Origin of the sequence: Xenorhabdus bovienii SS-2004, assembly GCF_000027225.1 — a bacterium.
Lineage (GTDB): Bacteria > Pseudomonadota > Gammaproteobacteria > Enterobacterales > Enterobacteriaceae > Xenorhabdus > Xenorhabdus bovienii_C.
In genome coordinates this window covers 3520540-3539037 of the sequence record NC_013892.1, presented here as the reverse complement: position 1 = coordinate 3539037, position 18498 = coordinate 3520540, and the positions used below count along the sequence as shown (strand labels likewise).

Here is an 18498-nt window from a genome sequence, read left to right as displayed (position 1 = left end):
CTTAGGTCGAACTCTCTGACTGTGGGGTATTGGATTTATTTTGCTCTAATAGTTTTAATCTTTCTTTGCATTGCTGGCAAAGATAGCAACTTTTTCCTTTAAGGACTTTATTGTGCTGCCGTATGGTCAACTCATGTTGCTGGCAGCGGCAATAATAAATAAATATTTTGCTGCGGACAGAATCCACTGAGAACTGATGTGTCCGGTTGGCAGGCACTTTAAGCACCGTTTCCATGACAAAGCGCCACTCTTTTCCATGAGGGGCTACCTTGCCAAATTGATGGTAAGTCAATAAATGTGCCAGTTCATGGGGGATCACTTCATCAATGAATGATTGCTGGTTTTCGATAAGTAGAACGGGATTCAGGCGAATTTCCCAACCTTGCAGGCAGGCGCTGCCGGCAATTGTTCCTCTCTGTCGATAGGTCACGCAGGGTTCAGGAAATGTTGTTTCAAGGTAATCACTCGCCTGTGCTAATTTTTGCCGTAGAGTGCGCATGACGGTTTGCTGTAGTGCGAGGGGGACTCTAACGAATTTCATAACGGCAGTATACGGTATGGTAATTTCACTCATCGCTCAATGAATGGTGAGTTATGAAAAAGCCCGCCGGATATTAGCGGGCTTCTTATGCTAACAGGGTATTATTTCAATCCTGCCGCAGAACGCAGAATTTCTGCCTTGTCTGTTGCTTCCCACGGGAAATGTTCACGACCAAAATGACCGTATGCCGCAGTATCGCGATAGATTGGGTGCAGAAGATCCAACATTTTGATCAGACCATATGGACGCAGATCAAAGAATTCACGGACTAATTGGATCAGGGTGGAAGTTGGCACTTTTTCAGTACCGAACGTTTCTACCATGATAGAAGTGGGTTCAGCAACACCGATAGCGTAAGACACCTGAATTTCACAGCGATCAGCCAGACCCGCCGCAACGATGTTTTTGGCGACGTAGCGTGCCGCATAAGCTGCGGAACGGTCAACCTTGGAGGGATCTTTACCGGAGAATGCTCCGCCCCCGTGACGCGCCATACCACCGTAAGTATCCACGATGATTTTACGGCCAGTCAGACCACAGTCACCCATTGGACCACCTATTACAAAGCGCCCCGTTGGGTTGATGAAATATTTGGTCATTGGAGTAAGCCACTCAGCCGGCAGTACAGGCTTGATGATCTCATCCATCACGGCTTCTTGCAGTTCTTTCTGCTGGATATCTTCAGAGTGTTGAGTAGAAAGCACTACGGCATCAATGCCGACAATTTTGCCGTTGTCATACTGAAAGGTAACCTGACTTTTTGCGTCCGGACGCAGCCACGGCAGGATACCGTTTTTGCGGACTTGAGCTTGACGCTCAACCAGGAGATGCGCATACGTGATAGGTGCTGGCATCAACACATTGGTTTCGTTGGTCGCATAACCAAACATCAGCCCCTGATCACCCGCACCTTGCTCCAGAGGATCTGCACGGTCAACACCCTGATTGATATCAGGAGACTGTTTACCAATTGCACTAATCACTGCACATGAATTGGCATCAAAACCCATGTCTGAGCTGGTATAGCCGATTTCACGGACAGTACGGCGGGTAATTTCTTCAATATCAACCCAAGCGCTGGTAGTGATTTCACCACCAACCATGACCATGCCAGTTTTAACATAAGTTTCGCAGGCAACACGAGCCTTAGGATCTTGTTCTAAGATTGCATCAAGAACAGCATCGGAAATTTGATCGGCAATTTTGTCTGGATGTCCTTCTGAAACGGACTCAGAAGTAAAAAGGTGTGTAGTCATTATATTTGGTTACCTTAAATAGAATCTTGGTTTAAGGGTAGATGTTTTACCATCTAGACGGCCATTTTAAGGCACTCTTGTCAAGGATACCAGTTTTTTTAGTTTTAAAAATCTTTTGCCGTGTGACATTTTTCGGCGTTTTTAAAAAAAGATCAGTCAGAGTGAATGTATTTTGATAAATTTCATTTTGCAATTTTGCCTGATTGCAGGTATAAACTGCGCGCGTAACTGATGGATTTTTTGCACTTCAGGTTATGGGCGTTTGCGGGGTACGTTCACTGCGTGTTCTGCTTCTCAATTGAGAAACGGCTTGCGTTCTGATAAGCCATGTGGGGGTGAATGGGGTTATGCACCATTATCTGCTGATTGTTAACGGCCAACAGCCACACTATGCTATTGATGTATTCACATCTAGTTCCTTTCTTTTCAATATGAACTCATTCCGATGTTACCGAAAGCATTCAAACAGACTGGTAATATCGAGTCGGCACCATATTGTCACACCGTAAATAATTGTTTAGTTCTCTCTAAACGTTTCTATAATTTAAGAGCATGCTGTTCCCTGGCATTTTTTAATGCGCAAGATACGTACTATTAGCGCTGTTAATAGTGTCTTGGGTTATTGACTTTACAGGTGAAGGCAAACCTCTACTCCATGAAGGAGACTGCCATGAATGATAATATCGCTCGTAAAATGCGACAGACCTACAATATCGCATACTGGGGTGGCGGCTATTACTATGTCAACGATCTGGGTAATGTCAGTGTTTGTCCAAACCCTGATTTACCGGAAGCTCAAGTTGAACTTACTGAGCTGGTGAAGAAAGTTCAGGAAGAAAAAAAACAGCTGCGCTTGCCCTCATTATTTTGTTTCCCTCAGATTCTGCAACATCGTCTACGTTCTATTAATGCCGCGTTTAAACGTGCACGTGAATCTTATGGTTATAAGGGCGATTATTTCCTGGTTTATCCCATCAAGGTTAATCAACAGCGCCGTGTGATTGAATCGTTGGCAAATGCGGGTGAGCCCATCGGGCTGGAAGCGGGCTCCAAGGCTGAATTGATGGCTGTTCTGGCTCATGCTGGCATGACACGTACGGTCATTGTCTGTAATGGCTATAAAGATCGCGAATACATTCGTCTGGCACTGATCGGTGAAAAACTGGGGCACAAAGTGTATCTGGTTATCGAAAAAATGTCTGAAATTGCAATGGTGCTGGAAGAAGCTGAACGCCTCAGTGTGATCCCTCGTCTTGGTGTGCGGGCGCGTTTGGCGTCGCAAGGAGCGGGCAAATGGCAGTCCAGTGGTGGTGAAAAATCCAAGTTTGGTCTTGCGGCAGCACAAGTACTGCAATTGGTTGAAACTCTGCGCTCAGCAGGAAAGCTGAATAGTTTGCAGCTGCTGCATTTCCATCTGGGTTCTCAACTTGCCAATATCCGTGATGTGGCAACCGGCGTACGTGAATCTGCCCGTTTTTATGTCGAACTGCATAAATTGGGTGTCAACATCCAATGCTTTGATGTTGGTGGTGGATTAGGTGTCGATTATGAAGGCACCCGCTCTCAGTCAGAATGTTCAGTTAACTACGGCCTGAATGAATACGCGAATAACGTCATTTGGGGAATCGGTGATGCGTGTGAAGAGCATGGTCTGCCGCACCCAACCGTGATTACTGAATCTGGCCGGGCGTTGACTGCTCATCATACGGTCTTGATCTCTAATGTCATTGGAGTAGAGCATAACGAATTTACTGAAACAACACCGCCAGCAGAAGATGCTTCACGTCCTCTGGCAAGTTTGTGGGATACGTGGCAGGAAATGCAGGATGGCGGCTATTCTCGTTCCCTGCGTGAGTGGCTGCATGATAGCCAGTTTGATCTTCAGGATGTCCATACCCAATATGCACACGGGATGTTGAACCTGTCTGAGCGGGCTTGGGCAGAAGAACTCTATTTAAATATTTGTCGCCATATTCAGCGGGATCTTGACCCAAGTAACCGTGCGCATCGTCCGTTCATTGATGAATTGCAGGAACGTATGGCGGATAAATTCTATGTGAATTTTTCGCTGTTCCAGTCGATGCCGGATGCGTGGGGGATTGATCAGGTGTTCCCTGTTCTGCCGATTGAAGGGCTGGATAAGCCACTGGATCGCCGTGCAGTTCTGTTGGATATCACTTGTGATTCTGATGGCATTATTGACCACTATGTCGATGGTGATGGTATAGCAGCAACGATGCCAATGCCGGCTTATGATCCAGAGAATCCTCCCTTGATCGGTTTCTTTATGGTCGGGGCGTATCAGGAAATTTTGGGTAATATGCATAACCTGTTTGGTGATACGGCTGCCGTTGATGTTTACGTTTCAGAACACGGCGAAGTGACCTACTTGCAGAGCGAAGAGGGTGATTCTGTAGCCAATATGCTCCAATATGTAAAACTGGAGCCGCAGGTACTGATGAGCCGCTTCTGTGATCAGGTGAAAGCGGCTGATCTGGATGAAAATTTGCAGGAGCAGTTCCTGCAAGAATTCGAAAGTGGACTGTATGGCTACACCTATTTGGAAGATGAATAGATTTGATTAATCATTAATATTCTTCAATAGTCATTTTTAGTCATGTTTTTATATAAGAAACTGATTTTAAATGACTATATTTTTATTTTCATACCTTATTTCATCAGAGGTAGTCATACGCATTCATCTTGTGTCATAAGAAAAATGTACATATTGATGTACATAAACTACAGTGAGTGGTCATGTTGGTTTTTGAGGAAATTAATATGGCTATCGCTGATTCATGGCTCCGCTCTACCAATTAAAGTTAAGAAAATAAAGTTTGGCTAACAAAGATATTAATATGTTATTTTAGGCAAAACAGTAGAAAATCAGTATAATAGACATTATGCAAAAAATTGCTTTACTCACTTACATTCTGGTTCTGTTCAGTTTCGCTCAACCCGCAAAAGCTCTGTCTGAGGAAGAGGCTGAAAGTCTTGCTGATATGACAGCCGTCTACATTTATTTGAAATATGATTGTGGCTATAGCCAGATCCCAGATCGTGAGATCAGGCGTGCAGTTATTTATTTTGCTCAACGTAATAAGTGGGATCTCAATAACTACAACAGTCAGTTAATGGAAGAACTGAATCAGTCCGGTTACAACGATCTGAAGGGAATCAATCTGCCCCAAAAGACAAAATGTCAGGCGCTTGCCCGCCCCTCTCTCAGCTTGCTCGCTTATGTAAAATAATTTCACTGGCAGATAATTAATCTGCCAGTTATATATTCCATTTTCCCGACAAACTATTCATATTCACTCAGGTCATACTCCGAATGCTTTGCTTGTCGTAATTTCAGCCCCATAGATGGTTTTCAGATAATCAAGGGCAGCTTGTTGATCGATACCGGGAAAAGCACAAACAGCATCGGATAATACCGTAATGCCATAACCACGAATAAATGCACCGTAAGCCGTATGGTGGACACAGCAATGGATATGCTGACCTGTCAGCACCACTTCAGTCACGCCATATTGTGCGAGAACATCTTCCAGCCCCGTTCCGTCGAACGCATTATAAAATCGCTTGGGAGAAACAATTTCACGCTCCATGCCGATTGGAGCCAACTCATCAATCACATCCGCCCCCCACGTACCAGCCATGGCATGTTTTCCCCAGATTTCCATTTCCCGATCATCCGCACGATGGGCATCATTGGCATAGACCACCAACCAATCAGGATTGTTTCTGGCATGTTTGATCATGCGCTGAATAGACGGAATCATTTTCATCGCATCTTCTTCATTGGCGAGGACACCTGTTACAAAATCATTCAACATGTCGATTACGATAAGTGCTTTCATCTGTATGACCTTCTTTTGACTCTTGTATGCTTAAAGGGCAATTGGAAAAATACTACCGAGCCTCCATCATATGCGATATATCGTATATTTTATATTAAAAAAAATAATCCTCTTGATTTAGGATGTTAATCAATCTATTTAAAATATATTCATCTCATTACGGGTAAAGGGTGAAAATCTGAGATTGTAACGCCAGATATATCCTTCAAATCAGAATAGATATTTTCAGCTACGGCAATATCCAGCATTCCCATTTCAAAAGGAGAATATATTCTTAACTTAGTTTTGGGTCGTGACATCAATTTATTGAATTATGTATAGCCTGCCTATTTGGAGAACATTCAAATGGCAAAGATTGATGTGACTTGCCCCTCTTGTTGTGCAGTTAAAGAGATCTATCGCAACGGGTGTTCACGTTCTGGTCATCAACGTTATTTCTGCCAATACTGCCGTCATTCCTGACAACTTGAATTCACTGATGCCGCTTGTCGTCCCGACACCTATAAGTACATCGTCGATATGGCTATGAATAGGATGGACAGCACGAGTGATGGGGATTGGCCTGAATACCGTGCTTCGTCATTTAAAAAACTCAAACCCAAATCGGTAACAGAAGCCATTAAATCTGGCACCGAAGTAATTGTCTGCTGTGAAAGGGATGAGCAATGGTCGTAGGTAAAGTCAAAGAAGCCGCCCCGTTGGTTCTTTTATGCTGACGACAGGATAAAACGAAAAATGGTCGCCCATGTTTTTGGTCCCAGAATAAAAAAGACATGAATGCGCCTGCTGGCTTTACTGACCCCTTTCAATATCTTTTTCAAAATCCATAGAATGCGTGACAGAATTATAGAATATTATCTGAATATTCATTCTCGGATGTATTCCCGGTATTATTCTTATTATTCTTGGATTAATGATGATATTAGAATAAATAAAATTAATCATATAATTGATATCTGAAAAACAGAGAAAAAACGTAATTTCCTCTGTTTTTCAGATAAGGACTAAACCAACCATCAGGATCAAGTGATTCTCTATTCTCTGCCATATCATATATTTTTTTTGCAGCCATATTGCATATATCGATTAATTACCTCTGAATCATTATAGGTATTTATATCATTTATTTAAGTATGAATATAAATAAATTACGTGATTATATCATGCAAAACTATTTTTAATTTGTTATCACGATTACAAATTTTGTCTATAAATTTGCACAAAGAGATTTTACTATTCATGATGTCTTTCACCTGAATTAACAATTCAATCTTATTTAACAAGAAATAATTAGGCTTATTAGTACCCGCATTAAAAAAATTCAAAACAAAAAATTCCGAATATAAGGACATCATCCTAATGAAATTGACATCTCTCTTTACTCTCATCACTATGGGATTAACTGCGACGGTGATCACCAATAACGCACAGGCGGCTGGCCGTTTGAATGTCTATTGCAATGCTACCAACGCCATGTGCGAAGCGGAAACCCGAGCTTTCGGTGAAAAATATAATGTAAAAACTACCTTCGTTCGCAATGGCTCCGGTAGCACATTGGCAAAAATCGAGGCAGAAAAACGCAATCCACAGGCAGATGTATGGTACGGCGGTACTCTCGATCCCCATTCCCAGGCGGGTGAAATAGATCTCTTACAACCTTATCAATCCCCGAATTTGGCGCAAATCATGCCTCAATTCCGTGATCCGGCGAAACGCAAAGGCAACTATACCTCTGCGGTCTATATGGGCATTCTCGGCGTTGGTGTAAATACCGAACGCCTGAAAGAGAAAAATCTGCCCGTGCCAACCTGCTGGAAAGATCTGATCAAACCGGAATATAAAGGCGAAATCCAGATAGCTGATCCGCAAAGCTCAGGCACAGCTTACACCGCATTAGCCACCTTCGCCCAATTGTGGGGTGAAGACAATGCGTTCGATTATCTGAAAAAACTCAATGGTAATATTTCACAATATACCAAATCCGGCATTGCACCAGCACGTAACACCGCCCGTGGTGAAACCGCCATTGGCATTGGCTTCCTGCATGATTATTCACTGGAAGTTGAAAATGGCGCGCCAATGAAACTCATTGCTCCCTGTGAAGGAACAGGCTATGAAATCGGCGGCGTCAGTATTATCAAGAATGCGCGCAATCTGGATAACGCCAAATTATTTGTCGATTGGGTGCTGTCCAAAGAAGCTCAAGAGTTGAGCTGGAAGAAGGGAAAATCCTATCAGATCCTGACCAATACCACCGCAGAGTCTTCACCTACAACACTGAACCCTGCTGAATTAAACCTCATCAATTATGATATGGATAAATACGGCTCCAGCCAAGTACGCAAAGAATTGATCAACAAATGGGTGATTGAAGTGAAAATGAGTAAATAATCCCTTTTTGTCACATCATCGGTGACACCCGCTCAAGCAGCGAGCCTGAATATGCCTCGCTGCCCAATAACGTGATTTAAATATTATCGGGGAAATTATGTCTCATACCCTTACCTTGCCCAAGAAGCAGGGTCGGGATGCCGTTTTCTGGTGGATTATGCTGGCATGGCTATCATTTGCTCTGCTGCCATCATGGAGTCTGGATTACGGCCTTCTCGAGTCGACACAAGAAGAAATACTGGCAGCTTATAGTTGGCATAGTGTCAATAGCAGCATATTGTGGTTCCTGCTGCCATCCCTATTGTTATTACGTCCACTGACTCCCGCCAGTCGCAACCAACGTCAGCGTCACTATTTTGATGCCGGGTATGCCCTGTTATGTACGCTGTTCATCATCACTAGTGCTACATTGGCCGGACGTGGGCTAGGTTACGCTACTATCGTGCTGTTTATTGCATTGGGAGCCATCATCACTCTAGCCCTGACCCGTCTGGAATGGCTCGGCGGTGATAGTTTTGTGATTGGTTCACTGGTAGCGATCACCGCGCTGGTTGGCGTATTTATTCTGTTCCCCAGTATCGCTATCTTTATCCCTATGTTTAAGGATGAAGCTGATCAATTCGCGCCATTTGCCTTTATTTCTATATTGGGGCAGCCCCACATCATTAAAGTTATGGCCAACTCAATTCTGCTTTCCGTTGCTGTGGGTGTGGGATGTACTGTTTTTGGGCTGATTCTGGCCATTTATACCGCCAGAATCGCCAAACGTTCCGCCATCATCGGTCGTATTTTTTCTATTTTACCGATTGTCACACCACCTTTTGTCGTTGGTTTAGGTGTAACACTGATGATGGGACGCTCAGGTTATATCACCGAGTTTATGGCAACGTGGTTTGGTCTGACGAATACCAACTGGTTATACGGTTTTACAGGGATTTGGATCGCCCAAGTGCTGGCATTTACCCCGATGGCCTTCATGATTCTGGATGGTGCCATCAAGACGATCCACCCATCACTGGAAGAAGCCTCCTATACCCTGCGAGCCAATCGCTATCAAACGTTTTTCCATGTCTTTCTTCCTCTGCTGAAACCCGCTCTGGCCAATGCTTTCCTGATTGTAGTTGTTCAATCACTGGCAGATTTCAGTAATCCACTGGTATTGGGCGGTAACTTCGATGTACTGGCAACCCAGATTTATTTTTATATTACGGGTTCACAACTTGATTATCAGTCTGCCAGTACGCTTGGTGCATCATTATTAGTCTTCTCGCTATTGGTTTTCTGTATCCAGTATATGTGGATCGGCAAACGTTCTTACGTCACGGTTTCCGGTAAATCATACCGTGGTGATGTGCAGCCATTACCTGTTTCTCTGGTATGGGGCGTTTGTACTACTCTGTTTATCTGGGTGACTTTCAATATTCTGTTGTATGGCAGTATTTTCTACGGCAGTTTCACGGTGAACTGGGGCGTAGATTACACACTAACACTGGATAATTTCATCAATCTATTTGGTCAGGGAATGAGTGACGGTGCATGGCCTTCACTGCTGGATACGCTGCTTTATGCGGGTATTGCCGCTCCCATTACGGCTATTTTGGGTCTGTTAATTGCCTATGTCGTAGTACGACAAGAATTCCGAGGCAAAAAAGCCATTGAATTTACAACCATGCTCTGTTTTGCCGTTCCCGGTACGGTAGCTGGCGTGTCCTATATACTGGCCTTCAATGATGCTCCATTTTACCTCACTGGCACAGCGGTGATTATTATCGTTTCCATGACAATGCGGAACGTCCCCGTTGGCATTCGGGCGGGTATCGCCGGACTTGGGCAAATTGATAAATCGCTGGATGAAGCCTCTCTCAGTCTGCGGGCAGGTTCGATGAGAACAATCTTTCACATTTTGCTGCCGCTCTTACGCCCCGCCATTTTATCCGCGCTGATTTACAGTTTTGTCCGTGCCATTACTACCGTCAGCGCCATCGTATTTTTAGTGACACCAGACACCCGCGTGGCAACGGCCTATATTCTGAACCGCGTTGAAGATGGTGAATATGGTCTGGCTATCGCTTATGGCTCGATTCTGATCGTCGTCATGCTGGCGGTGATTTTCCTGTTTGACTATTTGGTTGGCGAAGCGCGAATTTCCCGTTCGAAAGCCAAAAACACCCAGTAATCACGGAGTGATAAGATGACACAACAACATTTTGTCGAGCTAAAAAATGTGACTAAACGGTTCGGTAGCAACGCCGTGATCGACTCCCTGAACTTATCCATTCCTCAAGGGCATATGGTAACTCTGCTGGGGCCATCAGGATGCGGTAAAACCACCGTACTACGTTTAGTTGCTGGTTTGGAAAAGCCCAGCGAAGGAAATATTTTCATTGATAGTGAGGATGTGACAGAACGTTCCATCCAGCAACGGGATATTTGTATGGTATTCCAGTCTTATGCACTTTTTCCTCATCTGTCTTTGGGCGAAAACATCGGTTACGGGCTGAAAATGCAGGGGCGGCCAAAAGCAGAAATTCGCGAGCAAGTCAGGGAAGCGCTGGAATTGGTTGATTTAGCCGGATTTGAAGATCGCTATGTTGACCAGATCTCTGGTGGACAACAGCAGCGGGTCGCCTTGGCTCGTGCGTTGATCCTCAAGCCTAAAGTTCTGCTATTCGATGAGCCATTGAGCAACCTTGATGCCAACCTGCGCCGCAATATGCGAGAGAAAATCCGCGAATTACAGCAACGCTTTAATATCACTTCCCTCTACGTGACTCACGACCAAAGTGAAGCCTTTGCCGTTTCTGATACCGTGCTGGTGATGAATAAAGGCAAAATTATGCAGATTGGCTCGCCACAAACACTCTATCGCCATCCAGCCTCACGATTTATGGCAAGTTTTATGGGGGACGCCAATATTTTTCCGGCCACATTAGGGTTGGATTATGTGGAAATCTTCCGATATCGGTTGCCCCGACCTGCGCATTTTACGACAACCCGCTCTTCCATTACGGTAGGCATTCGCCCTGAAGCCATGACTCTGAACCAACAGGGAAGTGAAAGCCAACGTTGCAAAGTCAGTTATGTGGCCTATATGGGAGCGCAATATGAGGTGACGGTTGATTGGCATGGGCAAACCCTGTTGTTACAGATCAATGCCACACAACTGCAACCGCGTGTCGGTGAAGAGTACTATCTGGAAATTCATCTGGTTGGCATGTTTGTTCTGGAAGAGGAAATTTAGAGTTAGTCTGGCGTCAGACTCCTGCGGTTTCTACCGCAGGAGATTTTTTATCCCCAGTCCTTCCCTGTGCCATCGGTGCAAATAACGTAATCCGCCTACCAACTGACCAATAAACCTTGTAGAATCACCTACACTTTCTAGGTATGTCACACCGTAAAAAGACCATTCATTTCACTTCAATAGATAGGTTTTACAATGCATCAATCTGATGTTGTTGATCGCTCGCTTTTCTCACTGAGCTGGCCGATCTTCATTGATATTTTTCTTCACATGGCGACGTTATTAATTAATACCTATATGGTCAGCCATATTTCTTCGGCTTATCTGGCTGCCATGGGGGGAGGCAATCTTGTTTTCGATCTCTGCATTACGATTTTCAATTTCATCAGTGTAGGTTGCAGTGTTGTAATCGCGCAGTATCTTGGTTCAGGAAAGCGGGATAAAGCCAGCCAAGCTATTCATATCTCCATTGCTTTCAATTTCGTACTGGGTCTTGGTTGTGCGCTGGTCACGGTTTTCTTCGGTTATAAAATCCTGCACATCATGAATTTGCCCGAAAACCTGATGGAAGATGGGAGCGCTTATCTGCGGGTTCTGGGTATCTGTCTGATTCCAGAAGCTATTTCTATCATTCTCGCCGCCTGTCTGCGGGTTTATGGTAAGTCGAAAACTGCCATGTATGTCACCCTGATTGCCAATCTGCTCACCATTGTCGGCAATATGGTTGTTCTGTATGGGTTCTTTGGATTACCTAAATATGGGCTGGAAGGCGTGGCGTGGTCTACCGTGTTTGGCCGTACTGTCGCGATTATTTTACTCAGTGGGCTGCTGTTTTATGGCTTGAAGATTAAGTTCAACCCCAGATTGCTCATACACTGGTCGAAAAATATGCTGGGCAAAATCCTGCATATCGGCTTGCCTGCTGCCGGTGAAAATCTGGTGTGGATACTGCAATATATGGCCGCGCAGGCATTTATCGGTCTGATGGGGGAAACTTCTCTGGCCGCACAAACCATGTATTTCCAGTTATCGCTGTTCATTATGTTGTTCGGCATTTCCATCAGTATTGGCAATGAAATTATGGTTGGGCACCTTGTGGGCGCAAAACGCTTCGAAGATGCCTATATCCGCGGATTAAATAGCCTGAAAATCGGGGTTATCGTTACGTCTGGTGTCGTACTGGTTTTCTGGATACTGCGGGAGCCACTCCTCAACATGATGACGGAAGATAAAAAGATTATTGAACTTCTGCTGCCTCTGTTCCTACTATCGGTATTTCTGGAGCCAGGGCGCACCTTCAATATTGTGATGGTCAATGCCCTGCGCGCTTCCGGTGACGCCCGCTTCCCGCTCTACACTGCACTGATTTTCATGTGGTGTATTTCCATTCCTGTCGGCTATTTTCTGGGGATCGTGATGAATATGGGCATTCTGGGGATCTGGATTGGCTTCTTCTGCGATGAATGGGTGCGAGGGCTTGTGAACGCTTGGCGCTGGAAGTCCAAAAGATGGCAATCCAAGCGATTGGATATTTGATATCTGGAATAGATGTAAAAAATAAACAATGCCGCAAAGAATATTTGCGGCATTTTTCACGCTGATAACACAAAAAATTATAATTTCTCTTTACCGTAGTGTTCTGAACGCGGCCCATACAGCAATCGGCCATATTGACCCGCGCTTAACAGACGATGACTGGCAATGCCTGCAATATCATGGCCTCTGTCAGTGATCGTATTCGCGATTTGAGAAATAGCCGCAGAGACTAACATTCCTACCAGCCCACCACTGGAGTAATTATCATTTTCTGTTGAAGAGGCTGTCGCCGTACCACGCCACAGTTGCTTGCCACTGCGTAGATCAACTAAACGGGCTGCTGCGCTGACACGAGTATCGCTGCTAATGACTAGATATTGTGTACCGTATTGCGTGATATCCAGATAAAGCGCAGCATCTGCACCAAAAATATCATGCAGCTTCTTATAGCTGATATTTTGGACATCCTGCGCTTCTGTCACACCATTCTGTCGGAATGTTTCTTCAACCACCGCAACCGGAAAAACGTAATAGCCAGATTCAGCCAGTGGGTAAGTCACCTGAGAAATCAGGCTGCCTCCAGCTTGTATTTCCACGGATTTGTTCACTGCGGGCAGTACCAGAATGGATTTAGGCTTACTTTCCCGTAGAGCCGTATAATCATAAGGTTTTTGTTGAACACATCCGGTCAGTGTCAGCAATAATAAAGCACCAATCGCGCCCCAAAAACGGTTCATTATTTCACTCCCTTACTTTTGCTCAACAGGAAATCCATATAAGCTGCCGCTTCAGGAAATAAGCTTTTCTCTATGACAAACTGCTGAAAGGCCTCATCAATTTTGCCTGTTTGACTGTAAAGCAACCCCATTTGAGCATGCAGGCCAGGAGGAACTGACTTATCTTTTGCTTTGGCTAATTCAATCACCTTCTGCAACGCTTGAATCTGCTCCTGTAGCCCCATTTTGTCCTGTTGATAGTATTGATAAACTGTTGGCTGGTAATCACCCCATTCGTAAATGGTCTTCGGCGCGTTGACACAGCCCGCCAACAGTAATATCCCTAACAATATCCCCGTCTTTTTCATCAAAAACATTAAACTATCTTCCCGATATAATTAGTTAACTGGCTTCCATGCGCCACTTTCAATACCTGCCACAAGGTCGTTGACTGCTTCACGAATCGCCAAATCCAACACCTTGCCATTCAGAGTTGAGTCGTAACCGGATGCGCCGCCAAATCCAATAATTTCACGGCTGGATAATTTATATTCTCCTGCCCCTGCTGAGGAGAAGATAACTTCAGAAGTTTCAACATTAACAACATTAAGCATCACTTTTGCATAGGCAACCTGTGATTTACCACGTCCCAAAATGCCCCATAATTGATGGTCACCCACTTCCTTACGGCCAAATTCAGTCACAGCACCCGTAATGACATAGTTAGCCCCTTTCAGCTTCTGGGCTTTACCCTGCAAACCGGCTTCCGTTTGCAATTCTGCCATGTTGGTACGCTCCAACACATTGAAGCGGCCGGTCTGCTGTAAATGTGTCACCAGCGTTGTTTTTGATTGATTGCCTAAACGATCAATACCGTCAGAGAAAATGCCATTCTGATAGCTTGAGCGATTTTCAAATTTACCCACAGCGATAGGACTGCGGATACCTTGATAAATAGTGTTATACGAAGAGACTTTTTGAACCTGAAGAGTTGAAGATGATTCTGTCGCACATCCTGCCAGCATAAGAGAAGCCAAACAAAGTGAAGCCAGAGTGAATTTACTTTTCATTATAATGTCTTCCTGAATCTGAATAAATTTTCAATTGAGCCTGTCAGATTACTTATACAGGCGGATACCGCTAACATAAAACGGTAAAATAATAGATATTGTTATAGGAAAAGTCTATTTAAATAGAAAATGAGCATAATGCCTATTAGCCGAATAAATTCACGACATTGATAAGGCTGATTTACCGATAATTAGCATCACGTTAAGCTATTTATAGAAGGATTATTGAACAAGTTAATTTTAATCATGGCCATTACCTGAATTCAAATAGTGGAAAAATCGTGTGATTTTTCCACTTTGTCATTGACTGTCTATGTCATTTAAGGAGAAATATTCCCCTGCTAACACAATCAAAAAGACTCTATTTTTATTCACCAGACCAACTGAAATCATTCTTAATATTTGCTAACTAAATCTATCCATCGTATTATTTTTCTATATAGAAATCATTATATTAAACAAGCAGAATCATTATCATAAATTTTAAGTTTATATATTCAGTCAGCAGTTAAATAAAGCAGAAGAAAGATTAATTATAATTTAAACGACATCGCGGAAAATACCATTCCACCACTGCCTGCCCATCCCATGCAAAGTTTATCTCTTTCGACCTGATCTTTCCCAAGAGCATCAGCGATGCCAAAAGGAATAGAAGCAGTAATAATGTTACCGGTTTTCTGGCCGATATTGTGCATTTTATCGGCGGCATCGACGGCTTTACCAAAGCCATCCCACATATTTGGTGCACCTGTATGAATGAAAATCTTATGGATATCACTACTGGCAATATTATGCTGTTTGAATACCTTGGGCACTTCTTCTCCTGCATATTCATGGAGTGCTGCGGCATATGAATTGAACTGATATTTACCTCCCAGAGGGGAAATAAGCTCAATATCACTATCATTGCAAAACAATTCCCAATTAGGTAAAGAGATATTACATATGTCACATAAATCGGGTCTGCTGATATAATCAAATTTAAAATTATCTGTATCTTCATTACTCAATATGGTTACAGAAGCCGCTTCACCTATTGTAAAACTAGGATATTTATAGGCCAATTCAGAAGCAGAATTCAAAGAAAAATTCTTTCTGAATGGACCGCCTTCAGACATGCCAAATTCCATATTAATAATAGCCGCATAACGTATTTCACCCGCTTTCATTTTACCATTAATAATATCCATTGCCGTTACCCAACCATTACAAGCATCAAGAACATCATAATTCCGGCAATTCAATCCTAAAGCTTTTGCAATAAAAGTACTGTTTGCAGGCTCAGTGAAACCACGAGTTACGTTAGGGTAAATCAATAGATCAATTTCAGATTTTTTGATATTCGCCTGTCTCAAAGCCTGTTCAAAAGCTTCTTCCATCAGACGCATCGGTTTTTCACCTTCACCCAGCCAATATCTGCTTTCAAGTCCTGTTTTTTCCAGTAACCGTTGAATTGTTCTTAGTGTTTTGGGAAAATCACCCTGGAAAGTTTTTTTTGAATGCTGCTCTATTAAATTAAGTACATCACCATTAGTTACGCATCTTGACGGTAATAAACCTGAAATTCCGATAATTTTCATTAAAACTCTCTATATTTAATGTTACAAAAATTATTTCACGATGATACAAATTTCATCGGTGAAATTACATTGAATTAAAAATCTATAAATAAAAAAATAAATTTATTTATAATACAATGCAATCATACCTTATGAAGTTAATTTTAAAATGTGACAGTTCTAACAAAATTTTATTTACAGTGGAACGTAATCTATAACTTTTATATGTTCACTGACTTACAAAATTTAACATATTTCCAATTTTCAATTTAATGAAACCATTAAAATCAATATCATTATATTATCTAAAATAATAACATCGGCAATTAATAAAATGAATAATTATACTGAAGATTCATATTCCATTTAGAACGCAAAATTACAGGTTATTTGAGCACGAACAGAAGAATAGCCCAAACGATAGGCATTTTATTCTCTTGTTTTTCATCCCTAGTGTCTCACGGGATAGCCGGAAAAAAATCTAGATTAACATGCTGAACTACCCCATAATATTAACAATAAAAAGGATTTAATACTGACAGGGTGTTTTGAGCAGGAGCAGACGTGATACAGCGCACAACTTTTCTCTCTAATTGTTTGAATTGTTAATATCACCAATAATCACAATACCTTAGAGCGAAGATGCAATGACGTTATTTATCATGATGATACAAATAAACCCGCATTTTTTTTCTGTATGGTTTCCCTTTGCTATCTCCCATTGAAAAAAAATCCTCTAATATCCACACACGATAGTTCACTTACTTAATGAACGGTTATTTTGTGTTTATGTGATGCGTTTCTTTCTGTACCTGTTCAATACCTATTACAACACCAAAGATGTAAGCGAGAGCTATTATGAAAACAGCAACAAAAAACAATGAGGTTACGACCCATACCTCTCCGGCAGCCAAGCGCGCCAACATGACTGAAGTTGAATGGAAAAAAGCCATAAAATTCGACAGTACCGACACCGGTTGGATCATCATGAGTATTGGTATGGCAATCGGTGCCGGAATTGTTTTCCTGCCTGTTCAGGTCGGTTTGATGGGATTATGGGTTTTCCTGTTATCTTCCATCATTGGCTATCCCGCCATGTATCTTTTTCAGCGATTGTTCATCAATACCCTCGCGGAATCACCAGAATGTAAAGATTATCCCAGCGTGATCAGTGGCTATCTCGGCAAAAACTGGGGCATTTTGTTAGGTATTCTCTACTTTATCATGCTGGTGATCTGGATGTTTGTGTACTCGACTGCCATTACCAACGATAGCGCCTCTTATCTGCACACATTTGGTATTACCAGTGAGCTATTATCCAAAAATCCGTTTTATGGGCTGATTTTGATTTGTATTCTGGTGGCGATTTCCTCCCGTGGAGAACAGTGGCTGTTCAAAATTTCCAGCCTGATGGTGCTGACAAAATTATTTGTTGTCGCCGCCTTGGGTCTTTCAATGATTGGGATGTGGCATCTGTACAATATCGGCGTGCTGCCACCTTTCGCTATACTGATCAAAAAAGCCATTATTACGTTACCTTTTACACTCACTTCCATCCTGTTTATCCAGACGCTAAGTCCAATGGTGATTTCTTACCGTAACCACCAGCACAATCGTGAAGTTGCGCGCTATAAAACACTCCGAGCCATGAATGTGGCGTTTGGCGTCCTGTTTTGTACGGTATTTTTCTATGCCATCTCTTTTACTTTGGCAATGGGTCACGATGAAGCCGTCAAAGCCTATGAACAGAATATTTCTGCACTGGCTATCGCTGCACAATTCTTCCCTGACGGCTGGGTAGTTACGGTCAGTGTTATTCTCAACATTTTTGCGGTAATGACTGCCTTCTTTGGTGTGTATCTCGGGTTTCGCGAAGCCAGTCAGGGAATTGCTATGAATATTCTCGGGCGCCTGATGCCCACTGAAAAGATCAATGAAAAATGGGTGCAAAAAGGCATTATGATTTTTGCCATCTTATTGGCATGGGGTGCCATTATCCTGAATGCACCAGTCTTAAGCTTCACTTCCCTCTGTAGCCCAATATTTGGCATCGTCGGTTGTTTGATCCCCTCTTATCTGGTCTACAAAGTACCTAGCCTCCACCATTATAAAAGCGCCTCGCTAATCCTGATTATCTTCACCGGGATTTTGTTATGTATTTCTCCTTTTCTAGCCTTTTCTTAACGTGAGAAAGGTGAATTACGATCAGTTTTGTCCACTCGCTCATCATGCGATGCAACAAACCGATACATAAATCATCGAAATTATGGTGTATAAGGCAAGGGTTGCCTGAATAAGCAAACACGCTAAAGACCTTTATTTCAA

The 18498-nt window shown here is 43.0% G+C and carries 17 protein-coding genes and 1 pseudogene; 10 read left to right on the top strand and 8 right to left on the bottom strand.

Annotation, left to right across the window (positions count from 1 at the left end):
* Nucleotide 1 precedes the first annotated feature (1 nt).
* Nucleotides 2–541: a SprT family zinc-dependent metalloprotease gene (locus XBJ1_RS15560; protein ID WP_049778849.1), complete on the bottom strand. Its 540-nt coding sequence runs from the start codon at nucleotides 539–541 to the stop codon at nucleotides 2–4.
* Nucleotides 542–642: 101 nt separating this feature from the next.
* Complete coding sequence (gene metK, locus XBJ1_RS15555) at nucleotides 643–1797, bottom strand: methionine adenosyltransferase (RefSeq protein WP_012989975.1); 1155 nt, start codon at nucleotides 1795–1797, stop codon at nucleotides 643–645.
* A 670-nt stretch (nucleotides 1798–2467) separates the two neighbouring features.
* Between metK and speA the strand changes: the two genes are divergently transcribed.
* Both speA and XBJ1_RS15545 read left to right on the top strand, forming a co-directional pair.
* A complete protein-coding gene (gene speA, locus XBJ1_RS15550) occupies nucleotides 2468–4372 on the top strand; it encodes a biosynthetic arginine decarboxylase (protein ID WP_012989973.1) in 1905 nt (634 codons plus the stop codon).
* A 328-nt stretch (nucleotides 4373–4700) separates the two neighbouring features.
* Nucleotides 4701–5048, top strand: coding sequence for a YacC family pilotin-like protein (locus tag XBJ1_RS15545; RefSeq protein ID WP_012989972.1), 348 nt, complete (start codon nucleotides 4701–4703; stop codon nucleotides 5046–5048).
* Nucleotides 5049–5120: 72 nt separating this feature from the next.
* Here the strand turns inward: XBJ1_RS15545 and XBJ1_RS15540 are convergent, their stop codons facing one another.
* The gene (locus tag XBJ1_RS15540; RefSeq protein WP_012989971.1) at nucleotides 5121–5660 is read right to left on the bottom strand and encodes a cysteine hydrolase family protein; all 540 of its coding nucleotides are present in this window, start codon (nucleotides 5658–5660) and stop codon (nucleotides 5121–5123) included.
* A 345-nt stretch (nucleotides 5661–6005) separates the two neighbouring features.
* Here XBJ1_RS15540 and XBJ1_RS21000 point away from each other — a divergent pair, with 345 nt between their 5' ends.
* From XBJ1_RS21000 to XBJ1_RS23055, 3 genes and pseudogenes are all read left to right on the top strand, one after another.
* Nucleotides 6006–6122: an IS1 family transposase gene (locus XBJ1_RS21000; RefSeq protein ID WP_080515978.1), complete on the top strand. Its 117-nt coding sequence runs from the start codon at nucleotides 6006–6008 to the stop codon at nucleotides 6120–6122.
* An 88-nt stretch (nucleotides 6123–6210) separates the two neighbouring features.
* Nucleotides 6211–6270, top strand: a complete 60-nt coding sequence (locus XBJ1_RS23060) for an IS1-like element transposase (protein WP_080516010.1) — start codon at nucleotides 6211–6213, stop codon at nucleotides 6268–6270.
* Between the two features lie 80 nt (nucleotides 6271–6350).
* Nucleotides 6351–6437 (top strand): annotated as a pseudogene (locus XBJ1_RS23055) (IS1 family transposase); the annotation flags it as partial.
* A 160-nt stretch (nucleotides 6438–6597) separates the two neighbouring features.
* On the opposite strand, the gene XBJ1_RS22780 reads toward XBJ1_RS23055, so the two are convergent.
* Nucleotides 6598–6732, bottom strand: a complete 135-nt coding sequence (locus tag XBJ1_RS22780) for a hypothetical protein (protein WP_269763711.1) — start codon at nucleotides 6730–6732, stop codon at nucleotides 6598–6600.
* Nucleotides 6733–7019: 287 nt separating this feature from the next.
* On the opposite strand from XBJ1_RS22780, the gene XBJ1_RS15530 reads away from it, so the two are divergent.
* From XBJ1_RS15530 to XBJ1_RS15515, 4 genes are all read left to right on the top strand, one after another.
* The gene (locus XBJ1_RS15530) at nucleotides 7020–8051 is read left to right on the top strand and encodes an ABC transporter substrate-binding protein (RefSeq protein ID WP_012989965.1); all 1032 of its coding nucleotides are present in this window, start codon (nucleotides 7020–7022) and stop codon (nucleotides 8049–8051) included.
* A gap of 97 nt (nucleotides 8052–8148) precedes the next feature.
* Nucleotides 8149–10227, top strand: a complete 2079-nt coding sequence (locus XBJ1_RS15525) for an ABC transporter permease (RefSeq protein ID WP_012989964.1) — start codon at nucleotides 8149–8151, stop codon at nucleotides 10225–10227.
* A gap of 15 nt (nucleotides 10228–10242) precedes the next feature.
* Nucleotides 10243–11292 (top strand): ferric ABC transporter ATP-binding protein, encoded by a 1050-nt coding sequence (gene fbpC / locus XBJ1_RS15520; protein ID WP_012989963.1) that lies wholly within the window; start codon nucleotides 10243–10245, stop codon nucleotides 11290–11292.
* A gap of 195 nt (nucleotides 11293–11487) precedes the next feature.
* Entirely contained in the window at nucleotides 11488–12828 is a 1341-nt protein-coding gene (locus tag XBJ1_RS15515) for an MATE family efflux transporter (protein ID WP_012989962.1), read from the top strand.
* Between the two features lie 77 nt (nucleotides 12829–12905).
* Here XBJ1_RS15515 and XBJ1_RS15510 read toward each other — a convergent pair whose 3' ends face one another.
* The 4 genes from XBJ1_RS15510 to XBJ1_RS15495 form a co-directional block, all read right to left on the bottom strand.
* Nucleotides 12906–13565 carry a DUF799 domain-containing protein gene (locus XBJ1_RS15510; RefSeq protein ID WP_012989961.1) on the bottom strand — a complete coding sequence of 220 codons (660 nt, stop codon included), beginning with the start codon at nucleotides 13563–13565 and terminating at the stop codon, nucleotides 12906–12908.
* Entirely contained in the window at nucleotides 13565–13921 is a 357-nt protein-coding gene (locus XBJ1_RS15505) for a DUF4810 domain-containing protein (RefSeq protein WP_012989960.1), read from the bottom strand. Before XBJ1_RS15505 ends, XBJ1_RS15510 begins: the two co-directional genes overlap by 1 nt.
* Before the next feature lie 21 nt (nucleotides 13922–13942).
* Nucleotides 13943–14614, bottom strand: coding sequence for a CsgG/HfaB family protein (locus tag XBJ1_RS15500; protein ID WP_012989959.1), 672 nt, complete (start codon nucleotides 14612–14614; stop codon nucleotides 13943–13945).
* A 533-nt stretch (nucleotides 14615–15147) separates the two neighbouring features.
* Nucleotides 15148–16194: a 3-oxoacyl-[acyl-carrier-protein] synthase III C-terminal domain-containing protein gene (locus XBJ1_RS15495; protein ID WP_012989958.1), complete on the bottom strand. Its 1047-nt coding sequence runs from the start codon at nucleotides 16192–16194 to the stop codon at nucleotides 15148–15150.
* A gap of 837 nt (nucleotides 16195–17031) precedes the next feature.
* Here XBJ1_RS15495 and XBJ1_RS15490 point away from each other — a divergent pair.
* A complete protein-coding gene (locus tag XBJ1_RS15490; protein WP_012989956.1) occupies nucleotides 17032–18357 on the top strand; it encodes an amino acid permease in 1326 nt (441 codons plus the stop codon).
* Nucleotides 18358–18498: the final 141 nt, after the last annotated feature.